Raw genomic sequence first — 23,800 nt, 5'->3', positions numbered from 1 at the left:
CGTAGCTTTAGCGATTTTTTTGCTATAAAACTGGATATGTGTAAGAAATAATCTGTTTCAATTCTAATATTTTTAATGTGTGGATGGTATGTGTTTTATTCCTTGTTGGGGGAAGTGATGTTTTTAGAGGATTCTTATTGGTGACGAGCGACATTCAAAATCATCGGCTAAATCAGTTAAAAAGTTCACTCTTAAGTAGCAAGTAGCAAAAAGTAGCGAAGCTAGATAACTAGGTAAAGTGCAGGTAAAGAAAACTTTGTAGTTATTTGGATTGAGTATCATCAGTTTTTTGGCGCTATTTGCATATCATTTGTCGTGATCCGATTTATGACTCACGCATTAAAATTTCTAAAATACCTCTAAGCAATGCAAATACACGCAATATGAATACTGAGGTAATAGAAATGAATAAGGTTCAAAAACAAGTTGTACTGATTACTGGCGCTTCTTCTGGAATGGGGAAAGCTTTTACTCGAGCGCTGCTTAAGCAAGGGGCGATTGTATATTCAGTAGCACGCCGTGTTGAAGCAATGCATGATTTAGCTGAGCTTGGCGCACGTATCTTAAAAATGGATATCACCAACCAACAACAGGTTGATGAAGTTATTCAACATATTGAAAAAGAAACTGACGGTATAGATATCCTTATAAACTGTGCAGGCTTTGGTTTATATGGTGCGATGGAGGATACCTCGATTGAGGATGCACGTTACCAATTTGAAGTGAATATATTTGGTTTGGCGTATTTAACTCAGAAAGTGATTCCATCCATGCGTCAGAAAAAGAGTGGTCGTATTATTAATATTTCTTCGATGGGTGGGAAAATCTATACCCCGATGGGCAGTTGGTATCATGCCAGTAAGCATGCTTTAGAGGGCTGGTCAGATTGCTTACGGTTAGAACTCAAACCCTTTAATATTGATGTTGTATTGATTGAACCAGGTGCAATTGCAACAGAGTTTGCAGATGTTATGGTCAAGCCTTTAATTCAACGTTCAGGCTTTGGCGCTTATAGCAAAATGGCTAATGCAGTCGCGAATACAACCCATGAATCTGTACAAAAAGGCAACTTATCTGATGTACAGGTTGTAGTTGATATGTTGATGAAAGCCGTACAAGCAGATCGCCCCAAAACACGTTATGTGGGTGGAAAATATGCCAAGCTTATGATTTTTGTTAGAAAATGGTTTGGGGATCGGATATTCGACAAAATGGTGATGTCTGTTGTTAAATAGCTTTACCAAATAAATTTATGAATAGGTATCAATGGGACGAACAGTCATGAAATATTCTTCAAAATTTATGTTGCAACCGAATTGGAAGCTTTTTCTCATGGATTTAGGCGTGCAGCCCGAAGATGTTTTACGTTTAGCTTCATTACCCCTTGATACCTTCAATCGAAAAGATTTTTATGTAAAACCTGATCAGTATTTTCAATTTTGGAGTGCGATAGAAACTGTATCCGGTATCGAAGATTTACCCTTAAAAATTGGACAAATGATAACAGTTGAGTTATTTGATCCTGCAATTTTTGCATGTGTATGTAGTCCCAATCTAACCATTGCATTACAACGCTTATCGCATTTTAAAAAACTCATTGGGCCAATGTTGTTAAATGTGGCAGTTGAGCAGGATAAGCTATGTTTGGATATTGAGTTTTATGAGGTGCAAAGCAATATTCCTACCAGTTTGATCATGACGGAATTGGTGTTTTTTATACAACTTGCCCGAATTTGCACACGTTCTCATATTATTCCTCTTGCAATTTATCTACCTGAACTTCCAAGCCATCTTGAAGAATATAAAGAATTTTTTGGTATTCGCCCGAAAAAGGGAAATCAAGTTTCAATCCATTTTTCAAAAGATGATGGCGAACGCGCTTTTCTAACTTCCAATGCGATGATGTGGGATTTTTTTGAACCCAATTTACAACAAAAGTTAGTTAGCCTTGAAAATGATGTGGTCATGAGTGAGAAAGTAAAAGCGATATTATTAGAAAGCTTACCTGCGGGACACAGTAGTGTAGATATGGTTGCCCAAAAATTAGCACTCAGCAAACGGACTTTGCAAAGAATATTGCAAGAAGAAGATACAAGTTTTAAAACGATATTGGATGATACTCGTCAAGCTTTAGCACAGTATTACTTAAAGCAATCCTCCATCAGTCCAAGTGAAATTTCATTCTTATTGGGTTTTCAGGAAGTCAATTCATTCGCAAGAGCTTTTAAAAGTTGGACTGGACACACTCCTAATACATATAGATTTCAATAGTATTGCTGTCCCTAGTTTACGCTCCATGGTTTTGAACGTTATACAAAACAGTTTAATCCATTGATAATCTCTTTCTCCAAAATCTCCCATTCTGCAAACTCAGGCTGCGTCAATAAAGTCTGAGAAACAAAACCATAGCAAATACGTTGAACATTTAAACTGGTATGTTGCAATTGATGATTATCCTGAATAAACGGTTCAAGAATGCTTTGCCACATGTGCACCATCATGGCATAACTTTTTTGATAACTTTTAATGCTTGAAACTTGCCGTTCCAATAAAAAAGACTGTGCCCACAAAAACTGTTGCGCTTTAATTTCTTTAAGCTGGAAATGAATAATCTGCTGTAAATAAGCTTGAAAACTCGGAATTGTGGATAACTCATATTGGCTTTGTGCATAACTTTTTAAGACTTCTGCATTACTTTTGACATGCTGATGAATGGTTAATGCAATCAAATCTTCCTTCTTCGAAAAGTATTCATAAAATGTTCCTAAGCCTACACCTGCAAGATCGGTAATTTCACGAATGGTAATTTCATTGGCTGAACGCTCAGCTAAAAGCCGAACAAAACTTTCCATCAATGCTTCTTGAGTCATTCTCGCTCTTGATTGGCGTGGCTTACGACGGACTTGAATGTCAGGAATTTTCATAAGTTAAAGCTGAACACCCGCAAAAGAATTTTATCTTATACTGAATGTAATTCGATAAAACAACAAGGTGAAGATTCAGGATGAATACGGCACACAACTGGCAAACACACCAAATTCATAATCAATTTGATGAATTGCAGAATTACAACGTGTTGAGTACAGATCAAGTATTGCAAGAAATTTTGCAGCGCTACGGTAGTCAGGATCAATACAATTTAACTGAGTTTGGAAAAATTGTAGGTTCTGCTGAATATTATGAATATGCAGATTTAGCCAATAGACATACTCCTGAATTACATAGTTTTGATGCACGTGGTCGCCGTAAGGATTTTCTTGAATTTCATCCTGCATGGCATAAATGGATGCGCTTGAATCGACAATTCGATACCCATGCTTATCCATTTAATCATCCTCAATCATCGAGTAAATGGGTGGATTGGGCGGCACGGTTTTTCCTGAGTGGGCAGGTTGAGGCTGGTAATTTATGTCCTAATTCAATGACTTTGGGGAGTATTCCTCTGATTCAGAATGAACCTGAGCTTTGGGCAAAAATCGGTGAGAAATTACTGTGTAAAGAATACGATGAACGTGACGTGCCGATTAGCCAAAAAAAATCCATTTGGATGGGCATGGGTATGACGGAAAAGCAAGGTGGTTCAGATGTTCGAGCCAATGAAACCTTTGCTGTTCCTGTCACTGAGTCTGGCCGTGGACAAGCATATTTACTCACAGGACATAAATGGTTTTTCTCTGCACCAATGTGTGATGCGCATCTTGTCGTGGCTAAAACTGAGCAAGATGGTTTGGCATGTTTCTTTGTTCCTCGTTGGTTGGAAGATGGCACTAAGAATACGATTCAAGTACAGCGCTTAAAAGTTAAGGTCGGTAACCGTAGTAACTCAAGCTCAGAAGTAGAATTTAAAAATGCTTGGGGCATTATGATTGGTGAGGCAGGGCGAGGTATTCCGACCATTATCGAAATGGCAAACTATACACGCTTAACCTGTTCAGTCGGTTCAAGTGCCATGCTACGCCAAGCTTTGGTGCAATGTATTGCTTATACACGGCAACGTAAAGCATTTGGAAAGCATTTAGCTGAACAACCTTTGATGCAAGCGGTTTTGGCAGATTTAGCACTGGAAACCGAAGCTGCGATGCAACTCAGTTTTCATCTTGCACATTGTTATGAAAATGATGATGAATTGTCCTTGGCATGGAAACGTATCATGACACCTGCGGCTAAGTTCTGGGTATGTAAACGTGCTGTGGAATTGACTGGTGAAATGATGGAAGTCTTTGGCGGCAATGGTTATGTCGATACTGGAATCATGGCACGTATTTTTAAAGAAGCACCTGTGAATACCATTTGGGAAGGTTCAGGCAATGTCATGTGTTTAGACGTATTGCGTGCGATTCAACGTGAGCGTGAATCGATTGAAATATTGTTTAAATCATTTGCCAAAGTGGCAAGCCAAGATGCAATCTTACAAAATGAATTACAGTCTTTGTTTAAACTATTCAGTAGTTTACAAGCGGATGAATTGCAGTTCATGGCACGCAGTTTGGTCAGCCGTTTGGTGATTCTTGCACAAGCGATTTTACTTAAACAGTATGCGCCAGATTATGTTGCTCATGCTTTTATTCAAAGTCGTTATAGTGAGTTTCATGGCAGAGTTGTTGGTATTCTCGATCCAAAAACTGTCGATGTAGAGCGAATATTGGAACGGGCTTTGGCGAGCTAACTCTACATTTAAAAGCCTTGCCTATTTAAAATTAGGTGAGGCTTTTAAATAGGCAATTGGGTATTACTTGTCTTTGCGGGTTCTTTGAATCGCATGGGTTTCCTCAGTAATGATTTTACCAGTGATTTGATCAATCAAAATAGGCTGGGTTGCTTGTCCTGTTTGCTTATCCGCAATCACAACAGTGACCTGTTCAGGTGGGAAATGCTGATTTCCCCAATCCATGAGTGAGATAAGAACAGATTTAAAATCTCGACCTCGTTGGGTCAAGTGATATTCATCACGAGGTGGTTTAGATGAATATTGGTATCTTTCTAATAAGCCTGAATCAACCAATCCATTCAATCTACGAGTTAGTGTGCTAGAAGCAATGCCTAGACTGGTTTGGAATTCATCAAAACGTTTCATACCATAAAATGCATCTCTTAAAATGAGAATGTTCCACCATTCTCCAACATTATCAAGGCTTTGAGCAATAGGGCATTGCATACTACTAAAACTTTTCTTTTGCATTTTAATGATCTCGAATGACTTTACATCTTTATAAAAGCACAAAAGAGGTAAACCACCTCTTTTGTTTGAATCATTATGAATTTTAATCTCACATCATAGATCATAATATGTTGTGAGTCTTGTTAGCTTGGTTTTGCAAAAGATTTTTTTAAAAATGGTAGAACATATTTTGTATATTCATCAGGTTGATCTCGATAGATATATGTATGCTTTCCACCAGAGATGACGTGCATTTCTACATTTGCAGAGTTTCTCATGGCATGGCTGAGTTTTTCTCCATGTTTAGGTGGTGTATAAATATCTTCATCTCCATAGATCAACATGATATTGGGTTTACCTAAAAGCTGAGATGCATCTTCAATCGGTCTAAGATCTCGTTCAATCCACGGCCAAATAATTTTAGAGGTTTGGATTGCGGTATGTGCGATTGGATAATGTTTCCAGAAATCAGGAAGTGTTGGAAATACTGCTTCCAAGATTGCAGTGGTGTATGGACTTCTTTCTCTTGCCATAGAACATAGTCCCCAACCTGCACCAAATGATGCACCAACCAAACCTACATCTAAACTTGGTGCTTTATTCTTCGCATATATACCTGCGGCTAAAAAGTCGGCAGGATAGTCAAAGGATGCAGCTTCACTTTCTCCAAAACCATTCGCATCGAATAAAAAAACATTAAAATTATTGTTTAGGAATAATTCTGCATGTCCATAACGTAACCAAAAACCTTTGGCGGCTTTCCCCATAGGATGGCCTAATACTAAAGTACCTATTGGTGCTACGGCACTTTTCCAATAACCAATGAGTTGAACGCCTTTGGCATTTTTGAACGCAACATGTTCCCAGCCATCTTGTGAAATATCTTGAGGCCAATTCCACGGTGTTTCAAAGCGACCAAAAAAAGGTTTTCTTAATATTCTATGTGCAATGTGATTCATTCAATTTTCCTGTTTGTTTTTTGAATAGGGAGGAGTCATTTTTATAACTTACTTTCATAATGAAAGCAACTAGTGAATTTATTCTGATATGTTTAAAACAAATATTTTGAATGTGGTGGTGTCGTCATAAATACTGAATGAGTTGATTAGAATATTTGACCCTGATCGAACAAGATAAACGATCATATAGGTCAGACTATATTCTATTCTGATGAAATATAAGCCTTTTTCTCACAATCATAACAATAAAGAAAAAGGCTGATTTATTTTGTCAATTCAAAACAAAAAATTGTTAGGAAGCTCTAAACGCATTCACTAAAAAGTCGATTAAGGCTTTGACAGAAGGCAAGAGTCCTCTTCTAGAAGTATATGCCAAATGAATCAGCTCAGGTTTAGGTTCCCATTCAGGAATGACTTTAACCAATCGACCTGATTTTAAGTCTTCACTCACAATCAAATCGGGTAATTTTGCAACACCTAAGCCTTGTAATGTTGCAGAGTGCAAAGCACTAAGATCTGTGGTTGTCAGTCTAGGCTCACATTTAAAATAATAGCTTTCATTGTTTTGATTAAATAAATTCCAATGATATTCAGGCGAAAATGATTCCATCATTAAAACGGGCCATGTATTTAATTCTTCAGGAGATTGAACAGAATAATATTGATGTGCTAAGTCAGGACTAGCGACGATATATTGGCGAGATACAGATAAGTCTCGAACAACTAAATCACTATCGTTTAATGGTAAGGGTCTAATTCGAATCGCGATGTCATAGCGTTCATTGATTAAATCCACCTTTCGATTTGTCGCTTCAACATGCAGTTTAACTTTTGGATATTGCTTTAAAAACTGATTAAACATCGTGCTGACATTGAGGTGTAATAGATTGGTTGGGCATGAAATTTTAACCGTACCCATGGGCTCAGCGCTGAGCATTTCAATGGCTTCATCGGCAGACTCTGCTTCAATGAGCATGGCTTTACAATGTTGATAGTAAATCTTTCCAACTTCTGTAATCGAAATTTGTCGTGTTGTACGGTTTAATAATTTGACACCTAAACGTGCTTCAAGTTCTGCAATTCTACGGCTGAGTAAAGATTTGGTCAGCATCAATTCATTACTTGCAGCAGAAAAGCCGCCGTATTCAACCACCTTTGCAAAATAATATAGATCATTTAAATCTTTCATTTCTGCCTCTTAATATTGTTCTCTACATAAGACAATGTGTCATATTTTAAATATTTAATAAAGATTGTTTTATAAATAATATTGGTTACACAAGTTAAGCAACATTAAGGTCATAAAAATGTCTACACCAGCAAACTTCAACGGCCAACGTCCTGTAATCGATCCTGCAGATACAGCAATGCTATTAATCGATCATCAAAGTGGTTTATTTCAAACCGTTGGTGATATGCCAATGCCTGAGTTACGTCAGCGTGCAGCTGCATTGGCGAAAATGGCATCACTTGCAAATATTCCAGTGATTACCACGGCATCAGTACCACAAGGTCCAAATGGTCCACTTATTCCAGAGATTCATAACAATGCACCACATGCACAATATGTTGCACGTAAAGGTGAAATTAATGCTTGGGATAATCCTGAGTTTGTCGAAGCTGTCAAAGCAACAGGTAAGAAAACATTAATTATTGCTGGAACAATCACCAGTGTATGTATGGCATTCCCTGCAATTAGTGCTGTGGCTGATGGTTATAAAGTATTTGCCGTGGTTGATGCGTCTGGAACTTATACCAAAATGGCACAAGAGATTACTTTAGCGCGTGTGGTTCAAGCGGGTGTCGTACCCATGGATACAGCTGCTGTAGCGTCTGAAATTCAGAAAACTTGGAATCGTCCAGATGCGCAAGAGTGGGCGCAAGTTTATACACAAATTTTCCCCGCATATCAGTTGCTTATGGAAAGTTATGCCAAAGCTCAAGATGTGATTAGCCATAACGAAATTTTAGATTCAAATCGTTAATCCGCACTTGAATGAATACTAAGAAGCCATCATTTCTATTGATGGCTTTTTTTAATGATCGAACTCATTTTTGAGTGATTTATCTTGATCAAAAAATGGAGACTTAAATACAAATCCACTTTAAAACGATGCTGTAAAGTGCTTGTATTCTGTACAAAAAGGCGTAATATCACATTCCCACATATCGCGTGGGAAGCCCATCATAAAGGTGAAGAACATGGCAAAGAAAAAGCAACAGCTTGAGGTTGTAATCAACAACTTTGTAGCAAAACATATGCATGAAGTGAACAAAAGCCAAGTGTTTGTAGATCGAAAGAAAAATGCAAAACGTGGTTATAACAAACACAGACAAGGTCGATATTCTGATGATTATCGACCTTTTTTATGCGCCGCTATTTTTGCTTAAAAATTTAGAAGATACAGAAAAATAAAGCGTTAGACATTTACCATACGATTTGATTTGACCATGTCACCTAGACCATGATGTCTAAAATAATATTCCATCCAACTTTTCACCATCAGCGGATTATTCATCGCATTTACTTCACTTAACAGCTTCTGAGCATCGCTCATCGACACGTGGCAAATGGCTTTACGCACACGCAGAATATTACTTGAACTCATCGATAAAGTATTGAAACCCATTGCCATGAGTAGAATCGCAGACAATGGATCACCTGCCATTTCACCGCAAATACTCACAGGTTTATCGTATTTATGACACTCTTTGACTAAACGTGTGAGTGCTCTAATCACAGATGGATGGAAATGTGAATAAACGTTTGCAACACGTGGGTTATTACGATCTACAGCCAATAAGTATTGCGTCAAATCATTAGAACCGACAGAGAAGAAGTCTACCAAAGGCGCAAACTCTTCAATTTGCAACAACACGCTTGGAACTTCCACCATGATGCCGATTTTTGGCTTGGTGATTTTGACTTGTTCTTCTTCTTGTACCGCTAACCAGTCGCGTTCCAATAAGTAAAGAGCTTCTTCGACTTCACTGACACTGGTCACCATTGGCAATAAAATATGTAAGTTATTTAAACCGATACTGGCTTTGAGCATTGCCCGAATTTGTGAAGAGAAAATTTCAGGATGATCAAGTGTGAAACGAATACCACGCCAACCTAATGCTGAGTTTTCTTCTTCGATTTGGAAATAAGGTAAGTCTTTATCTGCACCAATATCTAGTGTACGCATGACGACTGGTTTGTTGGCAAAGTGGCTTAATTGTTGGCGGTAAATCGCACGTTGTTCTTCTTCACCTGGAAAGCGTTCACGTAACATGAATGGAATTTCAGAACGATATAAACCGACACCTTTGGCACCACGTTGTACACCACGAACCACATCAATCATTAGGCCTGTATTGACGTACAGTTTTACAGCAACGCCATCAGGAGTGATTGCATCTTTGGTTTCGTATTGCTTCAAATCTTTAGCGATTTGTTCTTCTTCTTTTTGGATTTCTTTGTAGCGGGTACGCAAACGGCGTGGAGGATTGACGAAAACACGCCCTTGATATGCGTCCACAATCATTTCAACGTCATCAAGGGTATTAACAGGTAGTTCAGTTACCCCAACCACTGTTGGAATACCCAAAGCACGAGCAACGATGACCATATGTGAGTTGGCTGCACCTTCTGAAGTGACGATAGCCGCAATTTTATCAACGGGTAGTTCAACCAGAGCAGCGGTACTGATTTCTTCACCAATCAGAATACTTTCAGAAGTCAGTTCTTTATGACTGGTATCACCTTCTTGTAATGCAGCTAAGATCCGCCGACCAAGATCTTTTAAATCAGAAACACGTTCGCGTAGGTAATCATCTTCCATTTGTGCAAACAGTGCGACATGGCGTTCGATCACATGCTTTACAGCACCTTGCGCCCAGCTACCATCTCGAATAATTTCTTTAATTTCAGAAGGTAAGGCATTTTCATCTAACATGCGTAAGAACACACTAAAAAGAGCACGTTCTTCTGACATGAGGGAGTCTTGCATTTTTTCATCAAGAGATTCGATTTCAGCACGAACTGACTCAATAGCTCGGTCTAATAGCTCAAGTTCTTCACTAATATCATCTGCGTCACGGTCTGGAACTGCTGCCAAGTCCGCAGGTGGATAGAGAATAATGGCACGACCTAGGGCGATACCCCCCGCACCTGATGCACCTTGGAAGGTTTTATAGTTTGGAGAATTACTAGGCTTACGGAATACATCAATATTACCGACTGCATGTGCGTGTGCAATTACACCTGAAAGTTGAGCGCAAAGAGTGACAAGGAATGATTCAGCAGCTTCGCTGAAATCTTGCGGCTCTTTATTTTGAACCACCATGACGCCCATCACTTTACGACGGTACATTACGGGTACGCCAAGGAAGGAGTTATAGATTTCCTCACCTGTTTCTGGAAAGTATGCAAAACGTTCATGCTTGAAGGCATTGTCTAAGTTGACAATTTCCTCACGTTGTCCCACTAAACCGACTAGACCTTCGCCCAGTTGTAGTGAAACATTGCCTACAGATTCAGGATTTAAGCCTTTACTTGCCATCAACACATAACGTTGATTGCGTTCATCGAGCAAATAAATAGAGCAAACATCCACATGCATGGCTTCGGAAACTTGGTTGACCATAATTTCTAAAGAATCATGCAAACTGACGGACGCATTGATCTCTTGTACAATGCGTCTTAATGTGTCTAGTTGCATGTTCGACATGAATGTATGCTCCCTATTTAATGTATATTTTAAAGCGATTTAATTAGTATTATTTATAACAGTACGGGCTTGAAAAATCATTCATATTTTGAAGAAATTTCAGGTGTATGTTGTGGCATTTGCATACATAACTCCAACATCGCTTTACGATAAACATCACGTTTAAAATTCACCACTTGCCCAAGTGGATACCAATAGCTGACCCATTGCCATTGATCAAATTCTGGCGGATCAGATAGATTCAACTGAATATGCTTTGTTGAAGCTACCAATTTTAATAAAAACCATTTCTGTTTTTGCCCAATACAAATCGGATCGGAATCCGAACGAATGTATCGAAGCGGCAAACGATAATGCAACCAGTCATCTGTCTGGGCGATTATTTGGACATGCTCGGGTAGGAGCCCAACTTCTTCTCGTAGTTCTCTATAAAGAGCTTGCTCAGGAGTTTCTCCAAACTGGATCCCCCCTTGAGGAAATTGCCATGCATTGTGACCAATGCGCTTTGCCCATAAGACTTGTCCAATATCATTTGCCAAAATGATCCCGACGTTGGGTCGGAAACCTTCTGAGTCGATCATTTGGCTACCTAAATTTTGTGAATTTCATTGACTTTGTATATGGGGACGAACACTCTTTAGTCCAACTCGACGCAGTCAAAGTAATAATGTTATAAAATTGCTATGATCTTAACGAATTTCTATCGACTAGCGGTGATAGATTTACATTTTTTTTCTTAAATTTCAGTTTGAACGAGTATTTTCATGAAATTGGCGTTGTTTGACCTAGATCACACCTTATTAAATACCGACTCTGACCATTCTTGGGGCGAGTTTTTAGTCAACGAAGGCTTGGTCGATCCAGTCCGTCATCGTGCAATGAATGATAAATTTTATGAAGACTATAAAGCAGGGCAGCTTGATCCGATTGCTTATAACGAATTTGTTTTTGAATTTCTAACTCAGTATGATGCTGAATACTTAACTGAGTTACATCAGTTGTTTATGAAAAAAGTGATTCGCCCACAAATGCGTACACAGGGTTTTGATGCGATTGAAAAACATAGAGCAGCAGGGCATGCACTTGTCGGGATTACAGCAACTTCTGATTTTATTACTGCACCCATTTTTCGTGAGTTTGGTATTAGCGAAATTATTGCAACCAATGCCGAAGTAAAAGATGGAAAATACACGGGTAAAGTGATCAATATTCCATGTTATCAAAAAGGTAAATTGGCACGTTTAGATCAGTGGTTAGAAGGTCGTGATGTCACGGAATCTTGGGCATATTCAGATTCCATCAATGATCGCTTTTTATTGGAATACGCAGATCATGCTATTGCGGTCAATCCCGATGATCGTTTGGAAGTATTGGCCAAAGAGCAAGCTTGGGATATTCAAGACTGGTCGATTTAGTGATTGGCGAGACAGCATAGCGTTTTAGTGCTGTAGTGTTATAGCTAGGCAGTGATCATCACTGCCTTTTTTATTGAGGCACTTTAGACATCAAAATACTGAGCTACAATCTAAGTCTTTTATGAAATCTGAACAGATGCTAAATCATCGTTATGTTTTGTAAATATTTTTATAAATGAAGATTTTGCGCTTCACTTTAATGATAAAAATGCTATGTTGAGTTGAGCTTTTAAAAATTTTATAAATAGATGGAGAATATAAAATGAGCCAAACTCGCCCAAGAATGACCAATTTATTTGAACAACTTGGTTTAGATTCAAGTGAGGAAGCAATTCAAAAGTTTATTGCAACTCATCAATTAGATGCAGATACCTTTTTGACGCAAGCAAGTTTTTGGACAGAGGCTCAACGCCAGTTTTTAGAAGAAAAAATAGAATCAGACGGTGAATGGGCTTTGGTGGTGGATCAGTTAAATGAGTCATTGCATGAAGATTCTGTGAAATAGTCACTTTTGAAGTGATTATTCACGATTCATTATTTTAAAAGTTATTCTTTTAGAAGTATTGTGATTAAAGCCTTTCCGCCTATAAGTGATTTTTATCATTTAAATGCAGAAAGGCTTTTTAACAGCAAAGAAAATTATGGGTTATTTTATTTCATCATATTAATCAATTCTTGTACTGCACGTGATTGTGTACGTGCTGGATGCCAAACCATGCCCAACTGACGATTCATTTCAAAATCAATATCCAACTGTCGTAAGTCTTGGTTCAGCAAAGTTTTAGGTAGCACAGACCACCCCAAACCAATAGAAACCAACATGCGAATAGATTCTAAGGGATTGTTACTCATGGTGATTTTAGGTTTGAGTCCTTGCTTTTCAAACTCAGCTAAAGTGATTTGACTGGTATAAGTTTGAGCTGCGGGCAATAGACTAGGATACTCAATCAGGTCTTCAAGTTTTAAATTGGTTTTTTGCGCCAAAGGATGAAATGGTGCAACAACGAAAACCAGTGGATCATCCCAAATGGTGATATAACTTAAACGATCATCACCCTGTGGTGGTAAGGTTAAAAAGGCAAGTTCTAAATCTCCAGCAAGGACTTGCTCATGCGCCTGTTCTGAGTCCACAAAGTGTACGTCGAGTTTTACTTCTGGGAAATGTTGCACATATAATTTTAGATGTTGCGGTAAATGATGCAAACCAATATGGTGACTGGTGCCAATTTTCAATTTTCCACGAACTTCGCCTTGTTCATGACTGAGTGTGTGGTGAATATCGCCGAGTTCATTCAACCAATTCTTTACTTTAGGCAATAATGAATGTGCTGCATGCGTTGCTTGTACACCACGACCAGCAGATTCAAAGAGTTTAACCCCAAAATATTCTTCTAAGCTATGTATGCGTTTGGTCACCGCAGGTTGGGTAATAAACAGATGTTCTGCTGCCATCGAAATAGAACCAGTTTCCATCACTTTAACAAAAGCTTCAAAAGCAGCGAGATTCATAATATTTACATCCATAAAGAATTTTTATGCGTAATTCATTATTTAGAAGTTTTAAGAATTAATCAAAGCAATTTTCAAATTTTTTTTGATTTATCTATGAAAAGGCGATGGTTCTAGCAATTTTAGAAAAATTTGCATACAAGTTTTTGCTATACATGATTGATGATCATGCTTTATAGTGAGCTCATAAAAACAACAAAAAGGAAAAAATATTTGAATCAAACAACATCTACACCCATCCGTTATTTTCAACAACTTAATCGAAATACGCTAACAAAAACATGGTTAAGTTTCTCGATCACTCTTCTTATTCTTTGCTGTATCGGTTTAGTGTTTGCATATTTCTTCAATGTTTATTTTCCAATCATAATCATGATAATCATTGCATTATTTTGGTTCAGAGCACGTTTGAATCATTTGAAGAAAATACAAGATTTAGCTGATTTTAAAATACCCAATAATATTTGGATTGCTTTTAAGCAAAGGCATCCAAATCTAAACTCAGCGACATATCCATGGATTGAAGAGGGTTTTAAAGACTACTTGGCAATTCATATGTGGCGTAGAAATTCTTATGCAATGCCTTCCAATGCTGTAGATGCTTTGTGGCATCTGTTGATTGAAGAGTTTGATGATTTCTATCAGTTCATGTGTCAAAACTTTTTAGGTTATAAGCTGATTCATAAGCCACATGATCAGCAACCAACTGCATCTCAAAAAGCATCGCAAAAATTACAATTAGTAAATACTTGGCACGGGGCATGTCATTTACATGGGTTAAATCCACAAGACCCTCAATGCCTACCTCGACTATTCCAAATTGATGAACATATTCGATGGGAACAAGGTTTGATTTTTAGTTTGCCTTTTATGGCGGCAATGTATGCCCAAACGATGCAAACAACTTCTGATGTAACAATGACAACGCCAACGCAATCCTCTTGTTCATCTACATCGACGGCATGTTCAGGTTCATCTTCTGATTCTGGACATTCTCATCATGGTTCAGATTCAAGTTCAGACTCATCATGTAGTAGTTGTAGCAGCTGTGGCGGTGGTGGTGATTAGTACACTTTCACAGCTGATGTTTAAAATTTAGATTTTAATCAAGCCTAGATTTAGGCTTTAACAATTTGAGTCCGCGCTACTTTTTGATCTTTTTTGTTCCATGCTTTTTCATGGAAGAAGAATGCAACGGCTTGAACAGTCGGTTCGACTAAACTTAATGTCACTGCCATCCATAAATTACCTGTAATCACATAACCTACAAGCATTGCCACGGTAATATGCATGATGTAATAGCTTAAGGTTTTCTTGAAAATACGTTGATTGCTTTGTACGAAGTTTTGAATACGCGCCATGATCATCACCACAAATGCTTTAAGTTAATTAAATAATAATCATTATCATTTGAAAAGTAAAAAAGAATTTTTGATTGATGCTGATTGGTTTTCTAAATGAGTATGATCTTTGAGAGAAAAATAAACATAATTATGGAGCGAAATTATAATGAGGGAGCGACACACAAAAACTTTCAAATGATTTCAATGGTTAAACTTATCGATCATTCATGAAAAAGAAATCATTAAACATGAGCGTTTTTTTACTTGAAATAATTCCAAAAAGTTTTTAAATTAATAAAAATGATAAATTAGATTTATGTGAAAACGTCGCTATAATCGATATTAATGAAAGAATTACCCAGTCCAGTGGAGCACCTCGACATGGCAGGCGAAAACCAAAAAGCAAATACCTCAATTCCAAAAACATTGTATGACAAATTGTGGGATGACCATTTAGTAAAACAACGAGATGATGGCTCTGCATTACTTTATATTGACCGTCACTTATTGCATGAAGTGACTTCTCCGCAAGCCTTTGAAGGCTTACAACTTGCAGGTCGTAAACCTTGGCGCTTAAGTGCCAATGTTGCGACACCTGACCATAACGTTCCGACATCAAGCAAAGAGCGTTCAGAAGGGATTGCAGGCATTGAAGATGATACTTCTCGTATCCAAGTACAGACTTTAGATGACAACTGCAAAACTTTTGATGTGGTTCAATTCGACATCAATGATGTCCGCCAAGGTATTGCACATGTGGTTGGTCCTGAACAAGGTTTAACTTTACCGGGAATGACGGTTGTATGTGGTGACTCGCACACTGCAACGCATGGTGCATTTGGTTGTTTAGCACATGGTATTGGGACGTCTGAAGTTGAACATGTATTGGCAACCCAATGCTTAGTTCAAAAGAAAATGAAGAACATGTTAGTCCGTGTTGATGGCGTATTGGGTCAAGGCGTTACACCTAAAGATGTGGTACTGGCGATCATCGGTAAAATTGGTACGGCTGGTGGTACAGGTCATGCCATTGAATTTGGCGGTCAAGTGTTCCGTGATATGTCTATTGAAGGCCGTATGACGGTGTGTAATATGGCAATCGAAGGTGGTGCACGTGTCGGTATGGTCGCTGTGGATGACAAGACCATTGAGTACGTTAAAGATCGCCCATATGCACCAAAGGGTGAACAATGGGATGCTGCTGTTGCGTATTGGGATACTTTACATTCTGATGATGATGCGCATTTTGATACTGTGGTTGTGTTACAAGGTGAAGAGATTGAACCACAAGTATCGTGGGGAACATCTCCTGAAATGGTGATTCCTGTTTCACAAGCTGTGCCAACATTAGAACAAGCCAAAGATGAAGTACAGCGCAATGACTGGACACGTGCTTACCAATACATGGGTTTAAATGCAGGTCAGGCATTGGCAGATATTCAATTAGATCGTGTATTTATTGGTTCTTGTACCAACTCACGTATTGAAGATATTCGTGCAGCTGCGAAAGTGGTGAAAGGGCGCAAAGTTGCTTCTTCAATAAAACAAGCCATGGTTGTTCCTGGTTCTGGTTTAGTAAAAGCGCAGGCTGAAGCTGAAGGCTTGGACAAAATTTTGCTTGAAGCTGGTTTTGAATGGCGTGAACCAGGCTGTTCAATGTGTTTGGCAATGAATGCTGATAAGTTACAACCGGGTGAGCATTGCGCTTCAACCTCAAACCGTAACTTTGAAGGTCGTCAAGGTAATGGTGGTCGTACACATTTGGTCAGCCCAGCGATGGCAGCTGCTGCTGCAATTGCAGGCCATTTTGTTGATGTACGTACATTCTAGTTTAATCCCTCATCCCGACCTTCTCCCAGAGGGAGAAGGAGTTCCATCTCCTTTAAGGAGAGGGCTAGAGAGAGGTTACGGATTCAGTGAGAAATAATCATGAAAGCTTATACCGTTGAACAAGGTATCGTTGCACCATTAGACCGTGCCAATGTAGATACAGATTTAATCATTCCAAAACAGTTCTTGAAATCAATCAAACGGACAGGTTTTGGCGATAACTTATTTGATGAATTACGTTATTTAGATGAAGGCTATTTAGGTCAAGATATTTCTAAACGCCCTAAAAATCCAGATTTTGCTTTGAATCAACCACGTTACCAAGGCGCAACAGTGCTGATTTCACGTGCCAACTTTGGTTGTGGTTCAAGTCGTGAACATGCACCGTGGGCATTGGAAGAATATGGTTTCCGTACCGTGATTGCTCCAAGTTATGCCGATATTTTCTTCAACAATAGTTTTAAGAATGGCATGTTACCTGTCATTTTGTCTGAAGAGATTGTTGATCAATTATTCAGAGAATGTGCTGCAAATGAAGGTTATCAACTTACGATTGATTTAGAAGCTCAAGAAGTACGTACACCAAATGGTGAAGCTTTTAAATTTGAAGTTGATCCATTCCGTAAACACTGTTTATTGAATGGCTTAGATGATATTGGTTTAACTTTGCAAGCAGCCGATGATATTCATGCTTATGAAGAACAAACTAAACAATCGCGTCCTTGGGTATTTGCTGAAATTAAAGCTTAGTGAAGTCAATCACACTTTATACATAGCGTGAGCGCCCAAGTCTTGTTAACATGTTGAACATAAAAAATGAATGTTTACTCAGTGAAGTAAGGTTGGGTTTGAACAATGACGAAGCTTTTAGGCTGTAGTGTTGTAATTGGTTTATCAAGCTTAGTCTTGAGTGCTTGCCAATCGAATCAAATGGTTGATTTGAATAGAATTAAGCAAGCTTCAAAAAAACAGTATAGTCAAAACACAGTTGCTGTTTATTGTTCGGGCGCAGAACATTGTGAATTTGCACGATTAAATGATTTAGTCATTGTTGATGAAAAAGTAGCACGTACCAATCGTAAAGCCATTGAAAAAGGTTATTTGAAATTAACAGGTGAACCTTTGGATCAAAATGGTGTGTATTTAACGATTCCACCTCAGCAATATGAAATGGTGATTCGATTCTATCCAATCACCAAACAACATGCTGAAGTGTTTCACGTGATTCATCAATTTGAAGGCGATCAAACTTATACATTTAAAATGTATCGTCAAAGATCATCAAATTCAGGCAGTTTGCTCAATGTTTCTGCACCTACGCCGCTTTGTGTAGATATGATTCAAGAAAAGCGTACGATTCGCCGTTTTTGCCGACCACACAATGCGGTAACGGGTGTTAGCGAATTTGTAGAACAAAAAATTTAATCTCAAACAACAGTTAAGCTGTTCATATAATCGGAACGACAAATGTCTAAACAAATTTTGATCTTGGCAGGTGATGGTATTGGTCCAGAGATCGTTGCTGCTGCTGAAAAAGTACTTACACGTGTCAATGAAAAATTTAATTTAGGATTAACATGGGAACATGGTTTATTGGGCGGTTCAGCGATTGATGCCCATGGTGAGCCATACCCAGCGGTGACATCTGAACAAGCCAAAAAAGCAGATGCAATCTTACTTGGGGCAGTAGGCGGGCCAAAGTGGGATAACATTGAACGTTCGATCCGTCCTGAGCGTGGTTTATTAAAAATTCGTAGTGAATTGAACTTATTCGCAAACTTGCGTCCAGCGATTCTTTATCCACAATTGGCTGATGCTTCAAGTTTAAAACCTGAGATTGTTGCTGGTTTGGATATCTTGATCGTTCGTGAATTAACAGGTGGAATTTATTTCGGTCAACCACGTGGTATTCGTGAACTCGAAAATGGTGAGAAGCAAGGTTTTAACACGGACGTTTATTCTGAGTCTGAAATTAAGCGTATTGCCAAAGTTGCTTTTGAAATGGCAAATTTACGTGGTGGTAAAGTGTGTTCAGTAGACAAAGCCAATGTTCTTGAAGTGACTGAGCTTTGGAAACAAACAGTCACTGCGATGAAAGAAGAACAGTATCCTGAAATTAACCTATCACACATGTATGTGGACAATGCTGCAATGCAGTTGGTACGCGCGCCAAAACAATTTGATGTGATTGTGACTGGAAACTTGTTTGGTGACATTCTGTCTGATGAAGCGGCAATGCTTACAGGTTCAATCGGGATGTTGCCATCTGCATCATTAGATGAAAATGGTAAAGGGATGTATGAGCCATGTCACGGTTCAGCACCTGATATTGCAGGGCAAAATATCGCAAACCCATTGGCAACCATTCTTTCTGTTGCAATGATGTTGCGTTATACCTTCCGTGAAGAAGAAGCTGCAAAAACAATTGAAGATGCCGTGGGACGTGTGCTTGATCAAGGTTTACGTACTGGCGATATCATGTCTGAAGGTATGAATAAAATTGGAACATCTGAAATGGGTGATGCTGTTGTTGCAGCAATTGCTTAAATTCTGAGTTTAATAAAAAACACAGCTTCGGCTGTGTTTTTTTATTGCGCGATTAACACGCTTTACCTAAATACTGAATAGATTGTGCAATACCATCTTTAAGTATAAAGGTCACTTTACAATTAAAATTAATATCATAAGTGGGTACTGCTGTCGTGTTATGACGAATCACAGGCGCGCCCATTGAATTTGTACCTACAGTGGCATTACCTGGCATAGGAATGCTCACTGGTCTGAGAATGGTATAGCTGAGCGCTGAGTCGCTGCTTTGTACATCTTTGGTAGTTTGGTAACCCAATGCTTTAAAATCTAAATTCTTTTGAATATCTGAGCTGCTAGAGCCTATAAATTGCTGTAAATATTCATCTAAATTCACTTGCCGAGTTGCACTTGTTTGGCATCCTGCGAAAGGGATTGTCATTAAACAGACTGTCCATAAAAGCGGTTGAGTTAACTTCATCATTGCACCTCAAGCCATATTGCGCTATATCTAATTAGTGTAGTCGTAGTGCGATTAATAAACAAATCTCAGTTGATGTACATAATGAAAAATAGACAAAAGGAAGCATCTATAGATTGAATGATAAGCGTAGTATGCAAGAGTGTTGAATAATTGGCGCTGAAAATGCACTTAATATTGGATTGTGATATTCACCGCAATATTCTCAATTATTTTTTCAATATTGTTCAATATTATAGAAAGAGCGAATAAGCTTGGAGTGAAGATTGATATTCAACAGCAACTTTAACTTTATATTAGTCATCTAAATATCTTGAAAAACAGCATTGGCGCTGAGTTGATCAAGTTTTTGTGGGTAAAAGAAAGAGTTGCTAAACGATAGCAATCGATCGATGAGTGGAATAAGAATGATCGTGAGAATGAAAAAGCCACCTCAAAGTGGCTTTTGCTTCCGCTAAAACTTAGCGTGCACGATAAGTAATACGACCTTTGGTTAAGTCATATGGTGTCATTTCGACTTTAACACTGTCGCCAGTTAAAATACGAATATAGTGTTTACGCATTTTACCAGAAATGTGCGCAATCACTTCGTGACCGTTTTCTAGACGTACACGGAACATAGTATTAGGAAGCGTTTCGGTGACAACGCCTTCGAACTCGATAAGTTCCTCTTTATTGGCCATAGCCTACCTGATGATCAAATTGGAAAGGCGCAAATTATAGGCAATTTTTTATAGAAAGACAAGATTATTCGACTTTACAAGGTGGCAGATGACTTGAAAATAGGCGAACATATTGTTAAACAATTTCTACAAAAAAAAGCGGATAAATATTGTCAGTTTAGCCAATCGACTGTAATCTAAAACTGATGATTTAAGTATAAATGAATAACATACAAGGAAGGGCACTGCGTGAGTCAGCTAACTGATGCTTCGGTTGTTTTACGATTAGGCTATCAAGCGATCCGTCGTGCAGGATTGCCGACAGAAGAAATATTATCTAAAGCGGGAGTGACATTAAATCAAGTTGATCAAAATGCACGTACTCCGCTTAACGCACAATATGCTTTTTGGACTGCGGCTGAAGAAGTTAGCCGTGATCTTGATATCGGGTTACATCTTGGAGAGCACTTACCTTTATACCGAGGGCAAGTGATTGAACACCTGTTTATTTCAAGCGAAAACTTTGGTGAAGGGCTTAAGCGCGCTTTGGCCTATCAACGTTTAATTAGTGATGCTTTTCATGCCACACTGGTGATCGATGACAATGGACGTTGTTATTTAACCAATGGTCAGCAGCCTTGGGGAGATAATATTGTCAATCGTCATTTTTCAGAATGTGCACTTTCTGGGATATTACGATTTTTTAAATTTATTACCGAAGGGCGTTTTGAACCGATTTATATCGACTTCAATTTCAGCCAAGGTGCTTCTGATGCAGAATATTTTCGTGTTTATGAATGCCCAGTAAGTTTGGGGCAGAAAGAAACGCGTTTGTATTTTGATCCAGCCATTTTAGATTATCCATTGTGGCAAGCTGAACCTGAGCTTTTACAATTACATGAGCAATTGGCGCTAGAAAAACTACAAGAGCTTGCACGTTATGATCTTGTTGGAGAAGTTCGCCGTGCGATTGGTTCAACTTTAGAGAGTGGTGAAACCACGCTGGAAACAGTTGCAGCACAATTGAATATTACTCCACGTCGTTTACGTACTCAGCTTTCTGAGGCAAATACTAGCTTTCAGCAAATTCTTTCTGACTATCGTTGTCGCTTAGCTAAAAAATTATTGGCCAATACCAATGAAAGTGTAGAGCGTATCGTTTATTTAACGGGTTTTTCTGAGCCAAGTACGTTTTATAGAGCGTTTAAGCGTTGGACCAATGAAACGCCAGTGGAATATAGAAAACGTAAACAGCGTTGAGAAATCTCCCCTAACCCCTCTTTAAAAAGAGGGGAATTATTGAGAATTTAAAATTATTTTAGATTCCCTTACGCAGTTGTGCTGCTCATCCCTCCTTTGAAAAAAGGGAGGTTAGGGAAAGGATTCAAAAATAAACTACTCTGGCATATTCAGCCAATGTGGTCCTAAGGGCATTTTAGGTAATTCGAATTGTTCAGGATAATCTGCATGGATGAAGTACAGACCATCTGGTGGTGCTGTGATTCCTGCTGCTTTACGGTCTTCGGCAGCAAAAATTTGATCGATATGATCCACCTCATACATCCCTTGACCGATTTCCAATAAACAGCCCATGATGTTGCGTACCATATGGTGTAAGAAACCATCAGCTTGAATATCTAAAACCAAATAATTGCCATGTCTAATTAAACGGCAGTGTTTAACATGACGTACAGGTTGATTAGACTGACATGCTGCGGCACGAAAGCTTTCAAAATTATGTGTACCTTCAAATTTTGTGGCAGCTTCAATCATCTTATCGACATCGAGCGGATAAAACGCATGTGTCACTTGTTTATGTAATAAAGCTGGACGATTTGCAGATTGATAGACCACATAACGGTAGCGTCGTGCCTGTGCTTTAAAACGGGCGTGGAAATCGTGATCCATTTCTTTAATCCATTGGATCGAAATGTCTTTTGGCAATTGGCTATTTGAACCCATTAACCAGCCACGGATTGGACGGATTGCATTGGTATCAAAATGCGCCACCATATTGGTCGCATGTACACCAGCATCGGTACGACCCGCACCATGTAAAATAATGGGTTCATCAGCAATTTTACTCAGAACTTTTTCCATGGTTTCCTGAATACTTCGCACACCTGCTTGCTGAGTTTGCCAACCCTTATAACGAATGCCACAAAACTCAATACCAATTGCAAAGCGTTGCATAAAAACCTCTATTCAGGAAGATCATACCAATGGTCGTGCCATTGTTCCGAAGTGGGGTATTGTAAATAAATTTTGAGGATTTTGGCATAAAGATCTGCTTGACTGAGTGCATCGCTGACTAAAATCTTTGCATCTTTGATCCATTGACTCACTGCATAGCGTTGGTCCATACCGCCTAATGGGACTTGTGTAGAGAGAACCACTTGGCAGTCATTCAACTGTAGTGCTTTGATCTTTTCGATAATGCGATCATTTACAGCAAGATTACCTACACCATAGGCCTGAATAATTAAAAAATGAGGTGGTTTATTGAGTATTAAATCTAAATTATGAGCCAATTGTTCTTGTTCGATAGGCAACATCATCCAATTGATAATATTGAGTGTTTCGGCCTTTTCAATATGTGTAAGTTGTACATTGATAACGTGAGGATCAATATTAATCTCTTGATCTGCGATTTGCCCTCTAAATGCATCCAGTGCAGTGCTGTGGGTTTTTAATGCAGTCCGAGCATGAATCACTTGGTGAAAAAAACTGAGATAGACACCAACAGGAAGGTTAAGGACGGCATCTAATGCTGTATTTAAATTATCAATGGCATCTGTAAATTCACGAGTATTTTCACCTGAAATATTCAGAAGTGGGTACTGACTCCCCGTGATGACTACATGACAAGATTCAGCAAGGAATCGAGAAAGTGTCGCTGCAGCATAACTGAGTGTATCAGTACCATGAATAATGACAAAATGTTGGAAATTTTGTAGTTGAAGGCTTTGTATTTGTTGAATGAGTGCTAGCCAATCTGAGGCAGTACAAGCACTGCTGTCTTTAATGTTCGGTGCTTTAAAGCACTCAATTTTAAGGTGTGGTGGAAGTACGTGTTGTAGCCGAGGTAGAAATTCAGCCTCAGGCATTGGTGCCAAAGGTTCACCCACACAGCCAAAAGTCCCACCCATATAAATTAAAGCAATTTTCTTGTTCATAATAAAAAAGCAGCCATGAATGACTG

25 protein-coding genes are annotated in these 23,800 nt (G+C 38.6%); 13 read left to right on the top strand and 12 right to left on the bottom strand.

Annotated elements, in window-relative coordinates:
• The first annotated feature begins 404 nt into the window (after window positions 1-404).
• Both ACY45D_RS15540 and ACY45D_RS15535 read left to right on the top strand, forming a co-directional pair.
• Window positions 405-1,235, top strand: a complete 831-nt coding sequence (locus ACY45D_RS15540) for an oxidoreductase (protein WP_463107525.1) — start codon at window positions 405-407, stop codon at window positions 1,233-1,235.
• 46 nt (window positions 1,236-1,281) lie between these two features.
• Window positions 1,282-2,271, top strand: a complete 990-nt coding sequence (locus ACY45D_RS15535) for an AraC family transcriptional regulator (RefSeq protein ID WP_463107524.1) — start codon at window positions 1,282-1,284, stop codon at window positions 2,269-2,271.
• A 38-nt stretch (window positions 2,272-2,309) separates the two neighbouring features.
• Here ACY45D_RS15535 and ACY45D_RS15530 read toward each other — a convergent pair whose 3' ends face one another.
• Entirely contained in the window at window positions 2,310-2,924 is a 615-nt protein-coding gene (locus tag ACY45D_RS15530) for a TetR/AcrR family transcriptional regulator (protein ID WP_463107523.1), read from the bottom strand.
• Between the two features lie 80 nt (window positions 2,925-3,004).
• On the opposite strand from ACY45D_RS15530, the gene ACY45D_RS15525 reads away from it, so the two are divergent.
• A complete protein-coding gene (locus ACY45D_RS15525) occupies window positions 3,005-4,666 on the top strand; it encodes an acyl-CoA dehydrogenase family protein (RefSeq protein WP_463107522.1) in 1,662 nt (553 codons plus the stop codon).
• Window positions 4,667-4,729: 63 nt separating this feature from the next.
• On the opposite strand, the gene ACY45D_RS15520 is transcribed toward ACY45D_RS15525, so the two are convergent.
• The 3 genes from ACY45D_RS15520 to ACY45D_RS15510 form a co-directional block, all read right to left on the bottom strand.
• Window positions 4,730-5,179 (bottom strand): winged helix-turn-helix transcriptional regulator, encoded by a 450-nt coding sequence (locus tag ACY45D_RS15520; RefSeq protein WP_463107521.1) that lies wholly within the window; start codon window positions 5,177-5,179, stop codon window positions 4,730-4,732.
• 122 nt (window positions 5,180-5,301) lie between these two features.
• Window positions 5,302-6,117, bottom strand: a complete 816-nt coding sequence (locus ACY45D_RS15515; RefSeq protein ID WP_463107520.1) for an alpha/beta hydrolase — start codon at window positions 6,115-6,117, stop codon at window positions 5,302-5,304.
• Between the two features lie 292 nt (window positions 6,118-6,409).
• On the bottom strand, window positions 6,410-7,306 hold the full coding sequence (locus ACY45D_RS15510; RefSeq protein ID WP_463107519.1) for a LysR substrate-binding domain-containing protein: 897 nt from the start codon (window positions 7,304-7,306) through the stop codon (window positions 6,410-6,412).
• Between the two features lie 118 nt (window positions 7,307-7,424).
• Between ACY45D_RS15510 and ACY45D_RS15505 the strand changes: the two genes are divergently transcribed.
• Together ACY45D_RS15505 and ACY45D_RS15500 are read left to right on the top strand one after the other, a co-directional pair.
• Window positions 7,425-8,102, top strand: coding sequence for a hydrolase (locus ACY45D_RS15505; protein WP_463107518.1), 678 nt, complete (start codon window positions 7,425-7,427; stop codon window positions 8,100-8,102).
• Between the two features lie 217 nt (window positions 8,103-8,319).
• Window positions 8,320-8,508 (top strand): DUF7230 family protein, encoded by a 189-nt coding sequence (locus ACY45D_RS15500; RefSeq protein ID WP_463107517.1) that lies wholly within the window; start codon window positions 8,320-8,322, stop codon window positions 8,506-8,508.
• Window positions 8,509-8,537: 29 nt separating this feature from the next.
• Here ACY45D_RS15500 and ptsP read toward each other — a convergent pair whose 3' ends face one another.
• On the bottom strand, window positions 8,538-10,832 hold the full coding sequence (gene ptsP, locus ACY45D_RS15495) for a phosphoenolpyruvate--protein phosphotransferase (RefSeq protein ID WP_463107516.1): 2,295 nt from the start codon (window positions 10,830-10,832) through the stop codon (window positions 8,538-8,540).
• Between the two features lie 77 nt (window positions 10,833-10,909).
• Entirely contained in the window at window positions 10,910-11,413 is a 504-nt protein-coding gene (locus tag ACY45D_RS15490) for an RNA pyrophosphohydrolase (protein ID WP_120383019.1), read from the bottom strand.
• A gap of 183 nt (window positions 11,414-11,596) precedes the next feature.
• Here ACY45D_RS15490 and ACY45D_RS15485 point away from each other — a divergent pair, with 183 nt between their 5' ends.
• Together ACY45D_RS15485 and ACY45D_RS15480 are read left to right on the top strand one after the other, a co-directional pair.
• On the top strand, window positions 11,597-12,247 hold the full coding sequence (locus tag ACY45D_RS15485) for an HAD family hydrolase (RefSeq protein WP_463107515.1): 651 nt from the start codon (window positions 11,597-11,599) through the stop codon (window positions 12,245-12,247).
• Between the two features lie 262 nt (window positions 12,248-12,509).
• Window positions 12,510-12,752 carry a DUF2789 domain-containing protein gene (locus ACY45D_RS15480; protein WP_463107514.1) on the top strand — a complete coding sequence of 81 codons (243 nt, stop codon included), beginning with the start codon at window positions 12,510-12,512 and terminating at the stop codon, window positions 12,750-12,752.
• A gap of 146 nt (window positions 12,753-12,898) precedes the next feature.
• On the opposite strand, the gene ACY45D_RS15475 is transcribed toward ACY45D_RS15480, so the two are convergent.
• Window positions 12,899-13,756: a LysR family transcriptional regulator gene (locus tag ACY45D_RS15475; protein WP_010116966.1), complete on the bottom strand. Its 858-nt coding sequence runs from the start codon at window positions 13,754-13,756 to the stop codon at window positions 12,899-12,901.
• 213 nt (window positions 13,757-13,969) lie between these two features.
• On the opposite strand from ACY45D_RS15475, the gene ACY45D_RS15470 reads away from it, so the two are divergent.
• Window positions 13,970-14,824 carry a glycine-rich domain-containing protein gene (locus ACY45D_RS15470; RefSeq protein ID WP_463107513.1) on the top strand — a complete coding sequence of 285 codons (855 nt, stop codon included), beginning with the start codon at window positions 13,970-13,972 and terminating at the stop codon, window positions 14,822-14,824.
• Window positions 14,825-14,874: 50 nt separating this feature from the next.
• On the opposite strand, the gene ACY45D_RS15465 is transcribed toward ACY45D_RS15470, so the two are convergent.
• Entirely contained in the window at window positions 14,875-15,123 is a 249-nt protein-coding gene (locus ACY45D_RS15465) for a DUF2061 domain-containing protein (protein WP_463107512.1), read from the bottom strand.
• Window positions 15,124-15,480: 357 nt separating this feature from the next.
• Between ACY45D_RS15465 and leuC the strand changes: the two genes are divergently transcribed.
• The 4 genes from leuC to leuB all read left to right on the top strand — a co-directional run bounded on the left by leuC (window position 15,481) and on the right by leuB (window position 19,476).
• On the top strand, window positions 15,481-16,929 hold the full coding sequence (leuC, locus tag ACY45D_RS15460; RefSeq protein WP_463107511.1) for a 3-isopropylmalate dehydratase large subunit: 1,449 nt from the start codon (window positions 15,481-15,483) through the stop codon (window positions 16,927-16,929).
• A gap of 99 nt (window positions 16,930-17,028) precedes the next feature.
• Window positions 17,029-17,679 (top strand): 3-isopropylmalate dehydratase small subunit, encoded by a 651-nt coding sequence (gene leuD, locus ACY45D_RS15455; protein ID WP_463107510.1) that lies wholly within the window; start codon window positions 17,029-17,031, stop codon window positions 17,677-17,679.
• 105 nt (window positions 17,680-17,784) lie between these two features.
• Window positions 17,785-18,354 (top strand): hypothetical protein, encoded by a 570-nt coding sequence (locus ACY45D_RS15450; protein WP_463107509.1) that lies wholly within the window; start codon window positions 17,785-17,787, stop codon window positions 18,352-18,354.
• Between the two features lie 42 nt (window positions 18,355-18,396).
• Window positions 18,397-19,476, top strand: a complete 1,080-nt coding sequence (gene leuB / locus ACY45D_RS15445) for a 3-isopropylmalate dehydrogenase (protein WP_463107508.1) — start codon at window positions 18,397-18,399, stop codon at window positions 19,474-19,476.
• Between the two features lie 52 nt (window positions 19,477-19,528).
• On the opposite strand, the gene ACY45D_RS15440 is transcribed toward leuB, so the two are convergent.
• Window positions 19,529-19,936 (bottom strand): hypothetical protein, encoded by a 408-nt coding sequence (locus tag ACY45D_RS15440; protein WP_463109499.1) that lies wholly within the window; start codon window positions 19,934-19,936, stop codon window positions 19,529-19,531.
• 461 nt (window positions 19,937-20,397) lie between these two features.
• Window positions 20,398-20,619 (bottom strand): translation initiation factor IF-1, encoded by a 222-nt coding sequence (gene infA, locus ACY45D_RS15435; RefSeq protein WP_001284370.1) that lies wholly within the window; start codon window positions 20,617-20,619, stop codon window positions 20,398-20,400.
• 228 nt (window positions 20,620-20,847) lie between these two features.
• On the opposite strand from infA, the gene ACY45D_RS15430 reads away from it, so the two are divergent.
• The gene (locus tag ACY45D_RS15430; RefSeq protein ID WP_463107507.1) at window positions 20,848-21,858 is read left to right on the top strand and encodes an AraC family transcriptional regulator; all 1,011 of its coding nucleotides are present in this window, start codon (window positions 20,848-20,850) and stop codon (window positions 21,856-21,858) included.
• A 135-nt stretch (window positions 21,859-21,993) separates the two neighbouring features.
• Here ACY45D_RS15430 and truA read toward each other — a convergent pair whose 3' ends face one another.
• Window positions 21,994-22,791, bottom strand: a complete 798-nt coding sequence (gene truA / locus ACY45D_RS15425) for a tRNA pseudouridine(38-40) synthase TruA (RefSeq protein WP_463107506.1) — start codon at window positions 22,789-22,791, stop codon at window positions 21,994-21,996.
• Between the two features lie 8 nt (window positions 22,792-22,799).
• Entirely contained in the window at window positions 22,800-23,774 is a 975-nt protein-coding gene (locus ACY45D_RS15420) for an asparaginase domain-containing protein (RefSeq protein ID WP_463107505.1), read from the bottom strand.
• Window positions 23,775-23,800 lie beyond the last annotated feature (26 nt).

The organism is Acinetobacter sp. BZX-2 (assembly GCF_055179795.1).
This window is presented reverse-complemented; position numbering and strand designations above follow the sequence as displayed.